This is a genomic window from Flavobacteriales bacterium, from assembly GCA_016779935.1.
GTDB lineage: Bacteria > Bacteroidota > Bacteroidia > Flavobacteriales > UBA7312.
Map to the genome: position 1 here is coordinate 18106 of JADHMQ010000008.1, position 19841 is coordinate 37946.

The following is a 19841-nucleotide window of genomic DNA, read 5'->3' on the forward strand; positions in this document are numbered from 1 at the left end:
AGGTAGTTTTGTGTAATTAGTACACATATTAAAAAAATTAGCATTTAAAGAAAATGAAAAAAAGCAAACTTGAGTACATTTGGCTAGACGGTCATGTACCAACTCAAAACATGAGAAGTAAAACTAAAGTAATGAACGACTTTAGTGGTAAATTAGAAGATTGTCCGACCTGGTCTTTTGATGGAAGTTCTACTCAACAAGCATCTGGAGGCTCATCAGATTGCTTGTTAAAACCTGTTGCAATTTATCCTGATCCTAGCAGAATTAATGGTTACTTAGTTATGACTGAGGTGTTAAATGCCGATGGAACTCCTCACGATTCAAACGGAAGAGCTACTATTGATGACGATGATAATGATTTTTGGTTTGGCTTCGAACAAGAATACTTTATCATGGATAAAAATACTCAACTTCCACTTGGTTTTCCATTAGGTGGATATCCTGGACCTCAAGGCTTGTATTATTGCTCTGTCGGTGGAAAAAACACTCATGGTAGAGAATTTGTTGAAGAACATGCTGATTTGTGTATTGAAGCTGGATTAAACTTCGAAGGTATTAACCAAGAGGTTGCTAGTGGTCAGTGGGAGTTTCAACTTTTTGCTAAAGGCGCTAAAAAAGCTGGCGATGAAATATGGATAGCTAGGTACCTTTTGGACAGACTTACTGAAAGCTACGGCTATTACATTGAATATCATCCAAAACCAGTAAAAGGAGATTGGAATGGTTCTGGTATGCACGCTAACTTCTCGAACAATACATTAAGAACGTGTGGTTCTCAAGAGGTTTATGAAAAAATATGTGAAGCTTTCAGACCTGTAACTAAAGAACATATTAGTGTTTATGGTGCTTACAACGACGAGAGATTAACTGGTCTTCATGAAACAGCTTCAATTAACGACTTTAGTTATGGCATTTCTGATAGAGGTGCTTCTATAAGAATTCCTATCTTAACAGTTGAAAATGGGTGGAAAGGATGGCTAGAAGACAGACGTCCAGCATCTAACGGTGATCCTTATAAAATTGCCGCAAGAATTGTTAAGACTGTGAAGGGAGTGGTTTAAGAATTAAATTAATTGAAATTAAAAAACAGCATCATTGATGCTGTTTTTTTGTTTACTTCTTTAGGTCTTTTTCAACTTTCTGTACTTCTTCTTTTACCGTGGTAGCTGTTGAACGAATTTCTCGTTTAATATCGTCAGACGCATCTTTTAGTTCTCTAAGTCCTTTACCCAATCCACGAGCAAGTTCAGGAATTTTTTTTGAGCCAAATAGCATTACAACAACAAGCATTATAATAACTATCTCAGGGCCTCCAATAAATAAAATAACATTCAACATAATCGGTTTGAGTTTGAATAATTCACTTACAAAGTTAAGGGTTCAAAATAAAAATGCCTCAAAAAGAGGCATTTTTTATTTATAATATGATTAAGAAAGTTACTTCTTTTCGGTAACAGACTTCTTAATTGTATCAAGCATAATTGGTGATGCAACAAATAGGGATGAGTAGGTTCCTACTACAACACCCACCATTAATGCAAACATAAATCCTCTAATAACTTCTCCTCCAAATAAGAAAATAACTAATAGCACAAAAAACGTTGTTAATGATGTATTAACTGTTCTACTTAGTGTGCTATTAAGTGCATTATTCACAAGAGAATTGAACTCTTTCTTCTTATAGATAGCCATATGCTCACGGATACGGTCAAAAACAACCACTGTATCGTTAAGTGAATAACCTATAATAGTTAAAAGAGCAGCAATAAATGCTTGGTCAATTTCAAGGGAGAATGGTAATATTCCGTAGAAAATAGAGAATATTGATAATACTATTAATACGTCATGGAATACTGCAGCAACAGCACCTAAACTAAATTGCCATTTTCTAAATCTTAGTAAGATGTATAAAAATATGATGAATAAAGAGAAAATTATTGACCATAATGCAGATACTTTAATGTCATCTGCAATAGTTGGACCTACTTTCTGAGAACTCATAACTTCATAAGAGCCAAACTGTGCTAATCCAGCATCTAACTGACTAAGCACTAAATCATCAGCAGTTAATTCTTTACTATCTATTAAGTATTTTGTAGTAATTTTAACTTGGTTCTCGTCACCAAACGTTTTAACTTCAGGGAACATTTTTAAACCTTCTTCATCTACAAAATAATTCGCTAGAGAACTTCTTAAGTCTTCATTTTCAATTGCAGCAGAATCAAACCTTACTACAAAAGTTCTACCTCCTTTAAAGTCAACACCATAGTTTAATTTCTTAGTTACAAGTGAACCAATACCTATGAGTATTAAAATTGATGAAATGGCATAAAAGACTTTTCTTTTTCCAATAAAGTCGATGGCGGTATTTTTAAATGCTCCTCTAGTGATTTTGTTGTCAAACGATACCGATTCTTTCTTGCTAAGTCTCCAGTAGAAAACTAGTCTTGTAATGAATATCGCAGAGAATAGTGAGGTTAAAATACCGATTACTAATGTCGTTGCAAACCCTTTGATTGGTCCAGAACCAAACATATATAATACTATACCTGTCAATAAGGTAGTAACATTTGCATCAATAATAGAACTGTAAGCATTTTTGTAACCATCGGAAACAGCAAGTTTAAGCCCTTTTCCGTTTAACAACTCTTCTCTAATTCTTTCATAGATAAGGACATTTGCATCAACAGACATACCAATTGTAAGAACTATACCCGCAATTCCTGGTAATGTTAAAACAGCTCCGATTGATGATAACACTCCAAATACAAAAAACAAGTTTGCAAGAAGGGCAATATTTGATACTATTCCTGCGAAACTGTAATAGAACATCATGTATACTAGCACTAATGCCAATGCTATTATGAATGATTTTAATCCTGAATCAATCGCTTCTTGACCTAAAGATGGTCCAACAATTGCTTCTTCAATAATTCTTGCAGGAGCTGGTAATTTACCTGACTTTAAAATATTAGATAAGTCATTCGCTTCATTAATAGTAAAGTTACCTGTAATTTGAGATCTTCCTCCGGAAATTTCAGCTTGAACTGTTGGGAAAGAATACACAAAATCATCAAGTACAATAGCAATACTTTTACCAATATTATCTGCCGTTAGTCTTTTCCACTGTCTTGAACCTTCAGCACTCATGGTCATTGATACTTCTGGCACACCATTGAATTGACCAAAATCAGTTCTAGCATCAGTAACAACATCACCTTCCATAGCGGCATTACCATCACGCGAAGTTACTCTTAGGGCTACTAACTGTACAAATTTCCCTTCTGGATCATAAGGTTTAACAGTCCATGAAAACTTAATATCACGTGGTAAGATATCCTTCACTTCATCCATTCTTAAGAATTCATTTACCTTTGAAGTATCTTTAATGTCAGAAATACCACAAACAGGCCCACTGTTAGGTTGATTTGTTTGACTGATATTTGGATATAATACAGCATATAGAGGGTTCTGTCTAGAGAACTGCTCAGCAGAAAGTGCTGTACTATCTGAAGAAACTTCTGAATCTATACTTAACTCATCAATAGCTAAATCTGAAATCATATCCTCCGAACTATCAACAGATTCTTCTGTAGACTCCGAGTCTGCAGTAGCAACTTCTTCTACTTCTTCTTCAATAGTTGACTTTAGAAATGTATTTATTTGATCGATAAGACCTATTACTTCTGTATTTTCATAGGTTTCCCAAAACTCGAGTTGAGCTGTTCCTTGCAATAATTTTCTAACCCTTTCAGGGTCTTTAACACCGGGCAATTCAACTAAGATTCTACCAGAACCTTCTAGTCTTTGGATGTTTGGCTGAGTAACTCCAAATCTATCAATTCTGGAACGCAGTATGTTAAATGAACGACTGATAGCGTCCTCAACTTCTATACCAATAACTCCTAGAACTTCTTCATTAGTTGAATTGGAATTAATTTTATCTTTTAACTCAGGAGTATAAAATATTGACGCAAGCTTGCCATCAGGGTTTACTTCTGAAAATGACTGACCAAATAGTGTGACGAAATTGTCTTGGCTGTCTCTTTGTTTTTCTTGAGCAAGTTTAATTGCAGAATTAAACATCTCATCTGAATTGTAGTTTGACATTGCACGGATAACGTCTACAACAGACACTTCCAACGTAACGTTCATCCCACCTTTAAGGTCAAGACCTAGATTAATTTCTCTCGATTTACACTCATTATAAGTATAATTCTTTATTCCAATGTTATAAACAGGCTCTGTGGCTATAGAATCAAGATATCTTTTTTCTTTTATTTCATCTCCGTTAGAGTATTCAACCGCATCCTCTTCAATCCCCCTTACAACAGATGTAAATGATAATTGATACAAACAAACAAGTGCAAATACGATTGCAAACAGAGAAACGAAACTTTTATTTTGCATAATTATGATTAGTTTAGAACGGGCAAATATAGTTTTTCAAATTTGAAATAGCAATTGGAAAAACAATGAAGGAATATTAGTTGAATTGAATGGCATAGCACGCATTATATATTTTATATGTTGTAAATTTGTATTGGTATGAAAAGAATGCTGATTTTTTATTTGACTATTATTAGTCTTTCTTCCTTTTCTCAACAGCTTAAAAGAGCTGAATTGTCAATATTAGAAAATGGTGTAATTATCCAAAATCCTTTTACGGGTGGTTTAAGTTCGTCTCAACTTTCTAATATTGATTTTAATAACGATGGCGTAAATGATGTTTTTGTTTTTGAACGAATTGGAGATAGAACTCTCGCTTTTATCAAAAATACCAGCGGATCAGATTTAAGTTATTCCTACTCCAAAGAATACAGTTATGATTTTCCTAAACTCGAAAAATGGGCATTACTGATTGACTTTAATTGTGATGGTAAAGAAGACATATTTACTTATAACGATAGTTACGTTAGATTATACAAAAACACATCTGTAGGCACTTCATTAAGTTTTGAACTGGAAACGGATGCGCTAATAAGCGACTTAGGACCTATCCAAAGTGCAATTATTATATCTGAAGTTGATATTCCCTCATTTGTTGATGTAGACTTTGATGGAGATATAGATGTGTTGACATTTAAGCAAAGCGGCGGTTATGTTGAGTACCACCAAAATCAAAGTCAAGAGCTTTACGGCAATTGTGATAGCTTAATTTTTGAACTCAAAACCGACTGTTGGGGAAGGTTTTTTGAAGGCTTGAATGAGTATGACTTCAATAGCTGCGAAAGTCAAACTATAATAGATCAACCAATAGTTGAAAGTCGTTCTTCAGGAGGACACAGTGGCTCATCAACCCTTACTTTAGATATTGATGGTGATAATGACATGGACATCATTCTTGGTGACGTTTCTTTTAATAACCTCAATTTATTGACTAATACTGGTGATTCTGAAGAGGCCTTAATGACTTCTGTAAATCAAGACTTCCCCATTGGAAACGGCAGTAATATAAGCGCTGAGATTGAATCTTTCCCTGCAGCATTTCACTTAGATGTTAATAATGATGGGCTCAGAGATTTAGTCGTTAGTCCAAACACAAATAATAATGCCGAAGATTTTGAAAGCATTTACCTCTATCTAAATTCCGGCGCAGATAATGCTCCAGTTTTTGAATTTGAAAAAACCGATTTCTTGCAAGAGCTTACACTGGATTTTGGTACAGCTGCTTATCCAGCAATGATTGACTATAACAATGACGGATTAAAGGATTTAATTATTGGAAATTACGGTTATCACGCTGGAAATAATCCATCTTCTCAACTGGCATTACTAAGAAATATTGGAAGTGAGACAGAGCCTAATTTCGAATTAATTGATAGAAACTTCGGCAATTTATCCTCAATAAATTTAGATACTGGATTAGTAGCTTCTGTTGCTGGCCTCACTCCTACATTTGGAGACTTGGATAATGATGGCGACATTGATTTAATTGTTGGTGATGGAAATGGAAAAATTCATTATTTCAAAAACACCTCAGCAATTGGTAATGACGCTCAGTTCGAACTTGAAAATGTTAATTTAAATACTATTGATATTGGTCAACATTCAGCACCTTTTTTATTTGATATGAATGAAGATGGTTTATTGGACTTAGTCATTGGCAAAGTCGACGGAAGTATTACTTATGCTCAAAATAATGGCTCTGAAACCAACCCTGTTTTTGATAATCTCGTTGAAGATTTTGGTGCTATTTCCGTAACTAACGACGAAAGTTTATACGGCTTTAGCATTCCCTTTGTTTTTTCTGAAAATGGAGAGATAGAAATGTTGATTGGTAGCGAAATTGGACGGATTTATCATTACAATAACATTTCTGGAAATCTTTCAGGCTCTTTCAATTTGGTGAGTGATAATTTCGAAAATATTCAAGAAGGTAAAAATGTTGCTTGCTTGTACGAAGACTTCAATGGTGATGGTAAAAGAGATATGTTTTATGGCATGCAATCAGGAGGATTGTTCTATTATATTAGCGACAGTACTTTAAGCTCTAATTCAACTTATGACGTTTCGACTTTAATTGATATATATCCTAACCCTACTGACAAATTTATAAATGTTAAGTCAGAAGTAGATGCTATCGCAAAAATCTACTCCATACATGGGAAGCTACTTATCAATAAACAAATAAGCGAACAGTCAAATATTGATGTTAGTCAACTTCAGCCAGCCTATTATTTTATATCCTTTGAAACACTAGATAGCTCTAAAATCATTTGGAAAAAAATAATAGTCCAATAAAAAATGGAGAGCGAACTCTCCATTATTAAAAACAATAACTCTTAATTATTTTTAGTCAATTAAAGCATTTGTAGCTCTAACTCCATCTGCAGAATCGTTTAACTTTTCTTTTTCAGCATCGTTAAGCTCAATTTCTACAATTCTTTCAATTCCGTTCTTTCCTAATATTACAGGAACACCTATACATAAATCGTTTAAGCCATACTCTCCGTCTAACATTACTGAACATGGGAACATCTTGTGTTGGTCACAAGCAATTGAGTGTACAAGTGAAGAAACAGCAGCACCAGGAGCATACCACGCTGAAGTTCCTAACATTGATGTTAATGTTGCACCACCAACCTTAGTATCTTCCAATACTTTTTGCAATCTATCTTCAGAAATGAATTCAGAAACTCTGACACTATTTCTTGTAGCTAATCTCGTTAATGGAAGCATTCCTTTGTCGCTATGCCCTCCGATAACCATGCCGTCTATATCTGACGCAGGACATTCTAAAGCTTCGCTAAGTCTATATTTGAATCTAGCACTATCCAATGCCCCACCCATGCCGATGATTCTATTCTTTGGAAGACCAGTTACTTTGTGTGCTAAGTAAGTCATAGTATCCATAGGATTACTGACTATAATTAAAATTACATTAGGCGAATGTTTAATTAAATTCTCTGAAACTGTTTTTACAATACCAGCGTTAATACCGATTAACTCTTCTCGAGTCATACCAGGTTTTCTAGGGATTCCACTCGTAATTACTGCAACATCACTATTCGCCGTTTTTGAATAATCATTAGTGCTTCCAGTGATTTTAGTGTCAAAGCCATTTAAAGTAGCTGTTTGCATTAAATCCATGGCTTTACCTTCTGCAAAGTTTTCTTTAATATCAATTAAAACTACTTCTGAAGCGAAGTTTTTGATAGCAATATATTCTGCACAACTTGCGCCTACTGCCCCAGCGCCTACAACTGTAATTTTCATATGTTATAAATTTTTGTGCAAAATTAACATTCTGAATCAACAATTCTAATTTTTAAAACACTAAAAATGAATTTAATCTAAGGTTACGTTCAAATCTAATTGAAAATCTAAAAATATATTTGTAACTTTATGAGCTGTTTATACTTAACCGACTTAACAATTTCTCTATGAGAATTCTATTTTTTCTGCTTGCAATCATTTTAGTAAATATTGAATCTGCATACTCTCAAATTGATGCAGGAGATGACATCACTATCTGTGAAATTCAAAGTGTCAACTTGTCTGCTGACTACACACCCAATTCTGTGGGTACAAATGATTATGTTTTAGAAAATGTACCATATACTTCAGAAGCCTATACTGGCACTATTGTAAATATGTTTGATGATTCAGAGATGGGTCCTTTTGATATAGGCTTTGACTTCTGTTTCTTCGGTAATGTTTATAATCAATTCTGTATAGGCTCTAATGGCTGGATCACTTTCGAATGCGGTCAACCTACAACATACGTTTCTGGACCTATTCCAAATGCAGCGGCTCCAGTGAACTCAATTATGGCACCATGGTCTGACTGGAACCCAGGTGTTGGCGGCGAAGTAAGATATGAAACTATCGGTGTAGCTCCTAACAGAGCTCTAGTAGTTAATTGGGTTGATGTACCTCTATATGGCGGGGCTTGCACTAATTTTCAAGGTAAGTTTCAAATCGTTCTTAGAGAGTCGACTAACATAATAGAAAATAACATTGAATATAAAATGAACTGCCCAGACGATGGTGCTGGTGGTTCAGATATAGCTGTACAGGGTATTCAAAATTTTGATGGCTCTATTGCCATCGTTGTTCCAGGTCGAAATGCTACTGCATGGGAAGCCGAAAATGAATCTCATCACTATACTCCTACTGGTTTAGCAGTTTCTAATGTGCAGTGGTTTGATGAAAACAATAACCTTGTAGGTGATGGAACTGATATTTCAGTAAACCCATTAGCTACAACTACTTATACTGTAATAGCCTCAGAATGCCCAACTGATTATACAGATGAAGTTACTGTATTTGTTTCAACGGAAATAACAGTAAGTGAAACCATCGACGATAACATTTGTCCTGGTGAAATTTTCGGTGCTATAGATATTGATGTTAATGGCGGATTAGCCCCATATATTTTTTCATGGAGTTCAGCATCAAATACATTTTCTTCATCTAATGAAGATATTAATAACTTAAATGCAGACTCTTACAACCTAACAATAACTGATGACTTAAATTGCGAAAGTGATTTTGGACCATATATAATTTCACCTCCACCACTAGCTATTCAAATTTTTGAGTCTATAGATCCAGTAAGTTGTTTTGGGTTTAGTGATGGTGTTATTTCTACCTCAGTTAGTGGAGGAACACCAAACTATACTTATGATTGGACAGGAGATAATCCAATCACTGGAAATGGCACTAATACTATTAGCAATTTAGCTTCAGGCAATTACCAAATTACAGTTACAGATAACAATAATTGCCAAGAGACTGCTAACTTTTTCATGGACGAAAACTCATCTATATCAATTTTAAGTAATGTTTCTGACTATAATGGTTTTAACGTAAAATGCTACGGAGGAAATGATGCTTGGGTGTCGTGTATTTCTAGTGGAGGTCTTCTTCCTTATGACTTCTTATGGGTAGACGAGCAAAGTCTCGATACTATTTCTAGACAAGCTGATATTTATGAGCTTGAAGCAGGGAGCTATACATTTACAGTAACGGATGCAGAGGGATGTCCAAACTCAATTACATTTGATTTGATTGAACCAGATTCAATCTCAATAGACGTCTCTAACTACAGCCACAAAAGCTGCACATACAATAACGATGGGTTTATCGAAGTAGCTACTTGGGGCGGACCTGACCTACCAATCTATTCTGAAGAATATTTACCTCTAAAGTACACTTGGGATGGACCTAATTCTTTCTACTCAAATCAAGAAGACATTTACAATTTAATAGAAGGATTATATACTATAAAAGTTGAAGATGCTAATGGTTGTAAAAACGATTTAAGTTTTGAAATTAATCAACCTCCATTTATTGTTGCAAACTATAGGGTACTCAATGATACTGTAACACTTAATTATCCTTACGTTAATTTATTTGATGCTTCTGAAGGAAACGCCACTGCATGGGAATGGGAGTTGAGTAATGGGTTTATTTCAAATTCTCAAAATGTTTATGGTCTTGATTTGTCTACTGATTTAGATAGTGTAGGTATTAAGTATTACGATTTAAAATTAGTAGTTACTGATGAATTCATGTGTAAGGACAGCACCTATGGAAGGCTTGCTATCAAAAACGAACATACCCTTTTCATACCTAATGGATTTACTCCTGACAGGGATGGAAATAATGACACCTTTAAGATTTTTCATCATGCCATGCGAACTGAAACATTTTCGATAAGTATCTTTGATAGGTATGGCTCCGTAATTTTCCAAACTAATAATCCAACTGTAGATTGGGACGGAACAAATATGTTTACAGGCAATGACCTCAAGTCTGGCTCATATTCTTATGTCTTGAGTTATCAAGATTTTGAATACAGAATATATGACCATACTAATTGTGAGAATTGTTCTGGTACAATTACACTTGTAAGGTAATGATTGCTTTTCAAAGAATTCAGCACAAATTCTTTCTTTTTTTTACTTGAAAAATATTCACTAACTTTGTTAGAGTAATTATACTTAAAGTATTCCTTATTTAGTCGTGAAATATTTTTCAGCTATTTTTTTTATATTATTTTTTCATTCGGCAATTTCTCAGGTAAGTGTTGGCGATGATATCATACTTTGCGACACATTAGGCGCTACGCTTGTAGTAGAATACCCTTCCAACTTAGTTGTTGACGGTAGTTATACCATTGAAAGTATTCCTATTCAGTTAGACGATGTTAATTCTGGAACGACTTTGTCATCTCTAAGTGACGACTCATACTCTGGCATAGTAAACATTGGCTTTGATTTCAAATTTTTCTGTAACGTCTTCAATCAGCTTATAATTTCTACAAATAATTACTTATGTTTCAACACAGAAAACGCCAATTCATATTCCCCTTGGAGTACCTATGAAGTCCCTAATACAGATGCATTTACAATAATCACTAATTCCATTCTAGGGCCTTGGTTAGATCTTGACCCTAATAATGGAGGGGAAATTAAATTTAATACACTTGGCACCGCTCCATTTAGACGTTTTGTCGTTTCTTTTGAAGATTTCGGTTACTTTTCATGTGCTGACTTAAAATTTAATGGACAAATAAAGATATTTGAAACTACAAATACTATTGAAATACACATTGAAGATCAACCCCTTTGTGAGACATGGAATGGTGGACAGTCTGTTTTAGGCTTGATTAGTGAAAATCAAAACCAAAATGTAATTCAAACAGGATGGAATAATACACAAATGACAGCTAATAATGAAGCTTTCCGTTTTAGTCCAAGCCAAAGTATTAATGCCACTTGGACATCAGAAACAGGTGCCATCATTGGAACAGGTGATTCAATAGATGTGAATCCAATTGTTACCACAAAATATAAGGTAGATATTTCTGGTTGCGACAATAGTTATTCAGATTCTTTAATCGTATTTGTATCAAAACCAGTAACAGTTAACCCAACTATAGATGACAATCTTTGTCCGGATGAAATATATGGTAATATAGAAATTTCTACTGTTGGAGGGATTGAACCACTTAATTATTCTTGGAATTGTACTTCAAGCAGCTTCACTTCAAGTCAAAAAAATATTACTAATGTCCCTGAAGGAACATATCAATTTGTAATAACAGATAGTATAGGATGTGAAGCCTATACCAATAATTTCACAATATCACCAACACCAGAACCTTATGTAATTAGTGAGACAATTGAAGGCGTCAAATGTTACGGATTTTCTGATGGCAGTATTAATATTTCTGTTTCAGGAGGTACGCCAACCTATAACTATAGCTGGACTGGTAACAATTCCTTCTCTGCTAACGGAAATAATGTGATTAATAACCTAAAAACAGGAGTCTATAAGTTAGTAATAACAGACATTAATGGATGTCAAGACTCTGCTGAATATTTTGTTCCAGAAAACTCTTTAATTAGTATAGAAAGTACGTCTTCAAATTACAATGGATACAACATTAGTTGTAATGAAGGAAGTAATGGTTGGATAAATTTTATTGCGAGTGGTGGGAAAGCACCATATGAGTATTCACTAAAAAAACTTGAAACAGGCGAAATCATTTCAAATGAGTCTAACATTCAAAACTTAGGGTCGGGGCAATATGAATTTATGGTAAATGACGCTGAGGATTGTCCTGCAGCACATAATTTTGAATTCATAGCTCCTGAAAAATTAATAATAAATCTTTTAGATTATGGTAATGAATCTTGCACCTACAATAACGATGGTTTTATTGAACTATCAATAGTTGGTGGACCTTCTTTACCTGTAAATTCACAAAATTATATGCCTTACAAACATTTGTGGAATAGGAATGGTATAGTTTATAGCTATCAGCAAAATATTTATGGACTTGAACAAGGACTTTATACCGTTAATGTTACTGATGTAAATAATTGTTCTGCTGAATTTAACAAACAAATTACTGAACCGCCATCTGTTATTGCAAAATATAGAGTATTGAATGATACTGTTACGGTAAACTACCCAATCATTAATTTATACGATGACTCTGATGGAAATATTATTGAATGGTATTGGGAACTAAGTAACGGCATTACCTCAAATGAAGAAAGCATCTTCAATATAGATCTGTCTGCTGAATTAGATAGTAATGGCGTAAAATATTACGATTTGAAATTAGTAGTTGTTGACGATAACTTTTGCACAGATAGCGTTTATGGAACTTTAGCAATAAAAGATGTGCATACACTTTATGTTCCTACTGGCTTCACGCCTGACGGTGATGGCGTAAATGATGTATTTAAAGTGTTTCATCACGGATTAAAAAACGGCACGTTCAACATTAGAATCTACGATAGGCTTGGCTCAAATATATTCCAGTCTAATGACCCTAATTTTGAATGGAATGGCACAAACATGTATACTAATAACGAACTAATTACTGGGTCTTATACCTATGTAATTAGTTATCAAGATTTTGAATATAAAATCTACGACCGTGTGAATTGTCAGAATTGTTCTGGTACAATTACACTTGTACGATAAAAAAATAGCCTCCAAATGAAGGCTATTTTCTTACCAATGATTACTATTATTTATTAAATATCAATTTTTGCATATTTAGCATTTTGCTCGATAAATGCTCTTCTTGGTGGCACTTCATCACCCATTAACATAGAAAAGATTCTATCAGCCTCGGCAGCACTATCAATAGTCACTTGTCTTAATGTTCTTGAGTCTGGGTTCATAGTGGTATCCCATAACTGTTCTGCATTCATTTCACCAAGCCCCTTATAACGCTGGATGCCTGCCCCATTGAGCTTTTGCACCATGTTATCTCTTTCGTCATCAGACCAACAATAATATTGTTCTTTGCCTTTCTTAACTAAATAAAGTGGCGGAGTGGCAATATATAAATATCCACTTTCAACTAACTCCTTCATATACCTGAAGAAGAAGGTTAATATAAGCGTCGCAATATGAGAACCATCAACATCGGCATCCGTCATAATTACAATCTTATGATAACGAAGTTTTTCTAAGTTTAAAGCTTTGGAATCTTCTTCAGTTCCTATTGTAACACCTAAGGCTGTGTACATATTTTTTATTTCTTCATTTTCGAAGACTTTGTGCTGCATCGCCTTTTCAACATTCAAAATCTTACCGCGAAGAGGTAAAATAGCCTGAAAGAATCTATCTCTTCCTTGCTTAGCAGTTCCACCTGCAGAATCACCCTCTACAAGGAAAATTTCGCATTTTTCAGGGTCTTTATCAGAACAATCTGCTAACTTCCCTGGAAGTCCTGAGCCTGAGAGCACATTCTTTCTCTGAACCATCTCACGTGCTTTTCGAGCAGCATTTCTGGCCTGAGCAGCTAGGAGAACCTTTTGCACAATTTGCTTGGCCATATTAGGGTTTTCCTCAAGATAGTTGGAAAGCATCTCTCCTACTGCTTGGTCAACTGCTCCGGTCACTTCTTTATTACCAAGTTTTGTCTTAGTTTGCCCTTCAAACTGAGGCTCCATAACTTTTACAGAAATAACAGCAGTTAACCCCTCTCTAAAGTCGTCTCCTGCTATTTCAAACTTAACCTTATCAAGCATACCGGATTCATCAGCGTATTTCTTTAAAGTTCTAGTTAATGCTCTTCTGAATCCTGCTAAGTGTGTTCCTCCTTCATGCGTATTAATATTATTCACATAAGAATGAATATTCTCTGTATAAGAGGTGTTGTAGTGCATGGCTATTTCTACAGGCACTCCACTCTTCTCAGTGTCCATATGGATTACGCTGTCTAATAATTTCTCTCTATTTTCGTCAATTAACTCAACGAAGTCGATAAGTCCATTTTCTGAAACAAAGTTGTCTTTAATATCATTTCCTTCTTCATCCTTTCTTCTTTTGTCAGTCAAGGATAATCTAATTCCTTTATTAAGAAAGGATAACTCTCTTAATCGACTTTGAAGAATATCATAATGATAAACTGTTTCATGAAAAATCTCCTTATCTGGAAGGAATGTGACTATTGTACCCGTAACATCAGTAGTACCTATTTCTTTAACATCATATTTTGGAACACCTCTTTCGTATTCTTGCTTGAAGATTTTACCATTTCTGTGCACCTCAGCAGTAAGAAGTATAGATAGTGCATTTACACAAGAAACACCTACACCGTGCAAACCTCCAGAAACTTTGTAAGAATCCTTATCGAATTTACCTCCAGCATGAAGTACTGTCATTACAACTTCTAAGGCTGATTTTTTTTCTTTTGGATGTATATCTGTAGGGATTCCTCTACCATTATCTTTTACTGTAATGGAGTTATCTTCATTAATGATAACATCGATATCAGTACAATGACCTGCAAGTGCCTCATCAATTGAATTATCAACTACCTCATATACAAGGTGATGCAAACCTTTTTGACCTATATCACCAATATACATGGCAGGTCGCTTTCTTACGGCTTCAAGACCTTCTAAGACTTGAATATTACCAGCACCGTAATCCGCTTTATTTTCTAAATTTTCACTCATTGATTATATATGTTAATTAACTAGGGTATATACTAGTGATGACAAAGGTAAAAAAAGCAAGATATGTCGCTATAAAAAAAGCGACGTATTGACGGCTACTTATTAACAAAAAGTGAATAAGTTATAGCTTGAAAGAAAGCCCAAAAAACACTTGTGGACCTAAGACAGGATAATTTTGCCAAATGTGGTAGCCCCCCACAAGGTTTTGACCTTTAAAGTAGGCCGAAAAAATAGAGTTGTACCTATACTCCAAGGACAGATTGAAGTCAATAATATCGTCTAACTCTGGAGTATTTGAAGATTCAACAGTATTAGATCGATCAAAGGCTGTAAAGACTTCTATTGAAGGGATAATTTTATCTCCAATATTATAGTCTACTTTTAGTTTGCTCAAGAAGGAAGGCTTATAAGCAAATGATTGCATTGAATCGAGCTCGTATTTATTATACTCTAAATCTAAATCTGCATTGGCTTTTTTTGAAATCTTCCAATTTAAATTACCTTTCCATTTTAGTTGGTTAACATCGTCATACACAACCTTAAACTTATTTTGATAAATAGAATTCATATAGAGCTCAAAGAATGGCATATCTTGAACTCGTGAATAGGATACTTCAGACGACCACATAATGTCCTTAGACAAGACCGATTCCATTCCTAAGAAAACATCATATATAGCTTGTGAGTTTATTAACTCCAAAGAACCTCCGTCGTAAGTCAATGCATTAAGTATGTATGGGTTTTTCTTACTCAGCGCCCAGTATGAATTCTCCTGAAGACCTCCTCTTACTCCTACATATGCTTTTTGATAGTTTTCGGAAAAATGGTAATCATACCTTACTAATGGATAAAATGCAACGGTTACATCTGAACTGTCTCTGCTATCATATGACTGTAGTTCAAATCCAGCGTTAAGTTGGCCCCCGTAAAATTCTTTTGAAACAGATGGCCTAAACGTTAATATTAACTCCTTTGCAAGACTGTCATTAAAGGAGTATTTTTCAGAGAAATTATTTAAATCGTAGTCCACTCCTAAACTAAGTGAATAGTCATTTACTCCTATTGACTGGTCGATATCTAATAACCATGAAAATGTGTTTTCTGTTTTTTCGTTTAAATCGTAAGCGTATAATTTAGTGTAATACGATGGCTTACCATTTTCTGATGGTTTACTTTTAAGAGATACACTAATACTTGAATACCCCCAATACTGCTGGTTAGTCAATAGGTTTTCTTCTAAATTAAAAATAGTAGGGTCATATCCATAAAGCTGATGAATCCTTCCTTCTCGGCTAAAATAGGCATTAAGAATTCCAATATCTAAATCTGTTTTGGCATACAATGAAAAATCTGTTTCTCTAAAGGCAGCAGACACCTTTTGATTCTCATCGAATGGACTTTTGATATCGGCATATGACTCAACATATCCTAAAGCAAGGGCATAAGTTGTTTTTTTATCCCTATCAGAACTGTAGTAAATCCTAGAGGTTGGCATACTCATGTTCCCTACACCTCCATAAATATATGTGCTATATAACTTGGAAATGGGTTCACCTTTTATTTTAGCTACTTTGATGGGGTCTAGCTGCAAATTCGTTTCAAAGCGTTTATCAATTGGAAAATAGCTAACTCTTTTGCTTGTTTTTATAGTGTCCGAAAGTGTAGGACTAAGATTTATTTTACTTGCCGATGGAATTTTAGGAATGAAGCTCTTAGTTATTTGAACTTCTTGGATACCCAAATCTTCATTATCATTTGTTTGAGAATATACCGATATACTACAAAGGATAATCAGAACACTTAATAAAGTAATTTTATTCTTCATCTTCTTCGGTATTTTCTTCTTCAAACAATTCGTTTAGTTCAATGGAGTCTAACGAATCAATTATTAAACCCTCTTTATCAATTGCTTTTTGCTCTTGACTTTCAAGAGCTTCTATATTAGATATTTTTTGCTTACAGATACTAACTAAATCTTCTCCTTGATAATTATCTACAATACTCTGAAGGGTGGCTTTTGACTGAAAATAATTTTCTTTTTCAAAGTAAATATCTGATAACAAAATAAATGCCTTTGCGACATAATAATCACTATAATATTTTTCTGAAAGCTCGTAAATAGTTGACTCACAAGAATCCAAATCTTCTGCTAAAAATTGAAGGTAGGCTAATTGATATTTTGCTTCAGCTCCCAATTCAGAAGTATTGTTTTGAGAGACAAAGTCATACTCTTTTTTGGCAATATTATATTCGGACTGTTCAAAATAATGGTTAGCTATAACGAGTTTAGCCTTATTTTTTGTTTCAACATCTAATTTCTCTAATTGTAATAATTTCTCTGCAAATTCAAACTGTGAAGGCTTAATTCCCAGTTTTGTATAACATGTAAATAGCTTTAATGTAGATTCTCTTATTAGATTATTATCTTGTGCTACAGATAACAATTTATTGTAGTGAAAAGCTGCGGTTCCGTATTCTCCTCTTTCGAATTCAATTCTTGAGAGGCGAATTAATGAACGTTCAGTAAAATCATTTTGAGGCAACTCCAAAACCATCAAATAATCCTCAATAGCATCTTCTGGATTGTTCAAATACAAACATTCTGCTTTATAGTAGTGGGCTTTAAGTTTAAATATTGGATCCTCATAGTTAGTGAGATAATTAGAAAATGCAAGTGCAGCCTTATCGTATTTTTGATTGAGGTAAAGGTTTTCAGATGCTTCATAACTCAAGGAATCCTTAGATGCAACATCAACACTAACGTCTGAAAGACCATCTATATATTTAAAGTATGAGCTTACATCACCTTGTTCTACAGATAGGTTTTTAAAGGCTATTAAGGCTTCTTTCGCTTCTGTTGAATTTGGGTAATCTTCGATAACTTTTTTGAAGTTTGAAACCGCTAATTCATTCTTTTCATCATTGTAATAATTCAAACCTATATTCAGTAAAGCCACTTTTACTAAAGGGCTATTGGGATGATTTTTAATAAGATCATTGAGCAATTCAACTGACTTATCCAGATTGCCTTGGTTTGAATAAATAGAACTTAAGCTTAATATAGCGTCATCATGATAAATTGATGTAGGGAACTCTGCTATTAGCTTTGTCAGCACATCACGTTTTTTAGATTGTTTATTAGTAAGACCATAGCATGTAGATTGTTGAAATATTGAAAAGTCAATATCAAAAGTCCCTTTTTCTTCTGCTAAAACATAATATTCTATGGCCCTATTATATTTTCTGGTCATAAAATAAGAATCTCCAATTCTTAAATAGGAATCGGTCAACTTATTTTTATCAGTTGATTTTTTAATGTATTTCCTGAACCATTTTATAGCATTGTCGTATTGTTTGATTTGGAAATATGAAAAGGCAAGTGAGTAGTATGACTCTGAATATTCATTTGAAGAGAAGGCACCGTCCTGAAATTGAAAAGCATTAAATTCTTCAATGGCTTTGTTATAATCACCCAACTGATAGTACGCCTCTCCCATCCAAAAGTAACTTCTAGCAATTAAAGCAGAATTCAAAGGGTATTTTAATGATTTTTTAAACCATTCAATTGATACCTCATGCTCTCCTGAAAGGTAGTTTTCTAGCGCTAGAAAGTAACTCAACTTTTGATAAACTTGTTGCTGCTCAAAGGTTAAATCAGTTAAAACGGATAATTTATCAATAGCAGATTGATAGTTTTTTGTTGAAGTATATGCTTTAATCAGTAGATTTTGAACGTATGATTTATGAATTGAAACAGGATAGTCTTCAATAAAATATTCGATAATACTTACCGCGTCTTCAAGGGTATTTTTCTGTTCAAAAATTAACTTTACATGATTAAAAGCAGCGTCTTCTTTTAAATCTAAATCATAGTCAATTTCAGAGGCATACTTAAAAGCATTTATAGCTTGTGCTTTTTCATTCTGATTAAGATAGGCTTTTGCTAATTGGTGAGCAGCAAACTGAGACAAACTGTCTTCTTCTAATAAGATATTTTCGAAGTGCTTGATAGATTCATCAAACTGACCCAATTCAAAATAAGATATTGCCAGTTGGTATTGTTCAAATCTATTAAGGGAATTATTCTGAAGGTACTTTTGCATATAGCTCACAGAAGATTCATAATCATCCAAGGCGTAATAGGCACTCCCAATCAATCGAGCAAGCTCAGAATCTCTACTAGGGTTATAACTTGCCTCTAATAAAGGTTTTGCAAAATCAATTAACTCTTCGTATTGATGTTGATAATAATAAATGTGAGTTATGTAATATTTACTTATAACCCCAAGCTTTGGGGTTTCCATAAGCTTGTTGAATTCTTTAAGAGCAGTAGCATAGTTACCTTCTTCATAGGCCATATGACCCAAACAATAGGTAGTCAAATCTGAATATGTAAATTTGATTTTATTGATATCAAAAAAGAATATTTTGGCTTCATCATATTTTCCTGTAATGAAGTACGAATAGCCTAATCGGAAATAATACATAGCTTCATCTTCAAAATCAAGATCAAAAACATCTACCATATTAAGCTTAGCAATTGCTTTATCATATTCCTTATTTCTAAAATGAATTTTAGAAAGTGCTAAAAAGGACTTATTCCGATATTTACCATGGGGGTAATTACTTAAGTAATCTTCAAACCTTATTTCAGCTTCATCGTTAAACAACTCTAAAGCACATCGAGATTGTTGGTACTGAATCCACTCTATATTTTCATCTGACGCAGACTCACAGTCTTGAAAGGCATCACATATTGAATAGACTAAAGCGAATTGCTCTTTTTCAAGTAAGTTGTCAATTTGCTCTATATCGCAAATTTGAGCATATAATAGCTGACTAAGTACTATAAATAAAACGTTAAAAAATAATTTCATTTATAAATTTTGAGCTAATTTA

At 34.0% G+C, this 19841-nt stretch carries 10 protein-coding genes; 4 read left to right on the top strand and 6 right to left on the bottom strand.

All coding sequences use genetic code 11. The annotated features are described in order from the left end of the window. Positions 1-53: 53 nt before the first annotated feature. Positions 54-1061: a glutamine synthetase beta-grasp domain-containing protein gene (locus tag ISP73_05285; protein ID MBL6657998.1), complete on the top strand. Its 1008-nt coding sequence runs from the start codon at positions 54-56 to the stop codon at positions 1059-1061. A 52-nt stretch (positions 1062-1113) separates the two neighbouring features. Here ISP73_05285 and tatA read toward each other — a convergent pair whose 3' ends face one another. Beyond that, entirely contained in the window at positions 1114-1338 is a 225-nt protein-coding gene (tatA, locus tag ISP73_05290; GenBank protein MBL6657999.1) for a twin-arginine translocase TatA/TatE family subunit, read from the bottom strand. Positions 1339-1437: 99 nt separating this feature from the next. Further along, positions 1438-4410, bottom strand: a complete 2973-nt coding sequence (gene secDF / locus ISP73_05295; GenBank protein ID MBL6658000.1) for a protein translocase subunit SecDF — start codon at positions 4408-4410, stop codon at positions 1438-1440. Between the two features lie 138 nt (positions 4411-4548). Between secDF and ISP73_05300 the strand changes: the two genes are divergently transcribed. Next, complete coding sequence (locus tag ISP73_05300) at positions 4549-6744, top strand: T9SS type A sorting domain-containing protein (protein ID MBL6658001.1); 2196 nt, start codon at positions 4549-4551, stop codon at positions 6742-6744. Positions 6745-6795: 51 nt separating this feature from the next. On the opposite strand, the gene mdh is transcribed toward ISP73_05300, so the two are convergent. After that, positions 6796-7719: a malate dehydrogenase gene (gene mdh / locus ISP73_05305; protein ID MBL6658002.1), complete on the bottom strand. Its 924-nt coding sequence runs from the start codon at positions 7717-7719 to the stop codon at positions 6796-6798. Between the two features lie 167 nt (positions 7720-7886). Between mdh and ISP73_05310 the strand changes: the two genes are divergently transcribed. Together ISP73_05310 and ISP73_05315 are read left to right on the top strand one after the other, a co-directional pair. Beyond that, positions 7887-10367 (top strand): gliding motility-associated C-terminal domain-containing protein, encoded by a 2481-nt coding sequence (locus ISP73_05310; GenBank protein ID MBL6658003.1) that lies wholly within the window; start codon positions 7887-7889, stop codon positions 10365-10367. Between the two features lie 106 nt (positions 10368-10473). Continuing rightward, a complete protein-coding gene (locus ISP73_05315; protein ID MBL6658004.1) occupies positions 10474-12951 on the top strand; it encodes a gliding motility-associated C-terminal domain-containing protein in 2478 nt (825 codons plus the stop codon). Between the two features lie 53 nt (positions 12952-13004). Here the strand turns inward: ISP73_05315 and gyrB are convergent, their stop codons facing one another. The 3 genes from gyrB to ISP73_05330 form a co-directional block, all read right to left on the bottom strand. Beyond that, positions 13005-14942: a DNA topoisomerase (ATP-hydrolyzing) subunit B gene (gene gyrB / locus ISP73_05320; GenBank protein ID MBL6658005.1), complete on the bottom strand. Its 1938-nt coding sequence runs from the start codon at positions 14940-14942 to the stop codon at positions 13005-13007. Positions 14943-15063: 121 nt separating this feature from the next. Next, the gene (locus ISP73_05325; GenBank protein ID MBL6658006.1) at positions 15064-16767 is read right to left on the bottom strand and encodes a hypothetical protein; all 1704 of its coding nucleotides are present in this window, start codon (positions 16765-16767) and stop codon (positions 15064-15066) included. Continuing rightward, entirely contained in the window at positions 16757-19819 is a 3063-nt protein-coding gene (locus tag ISP73_05330) for a tetratricopeptide repeat protein (GenBank protein ID MBL6658007.1), read from the bottom strand. Before ISP73_05330 ends, ISP73_05325 begins: the two co-directional genes overlap by 11 nt. Positions 19820-19841 lie beyond the last annotated feature (22 nt).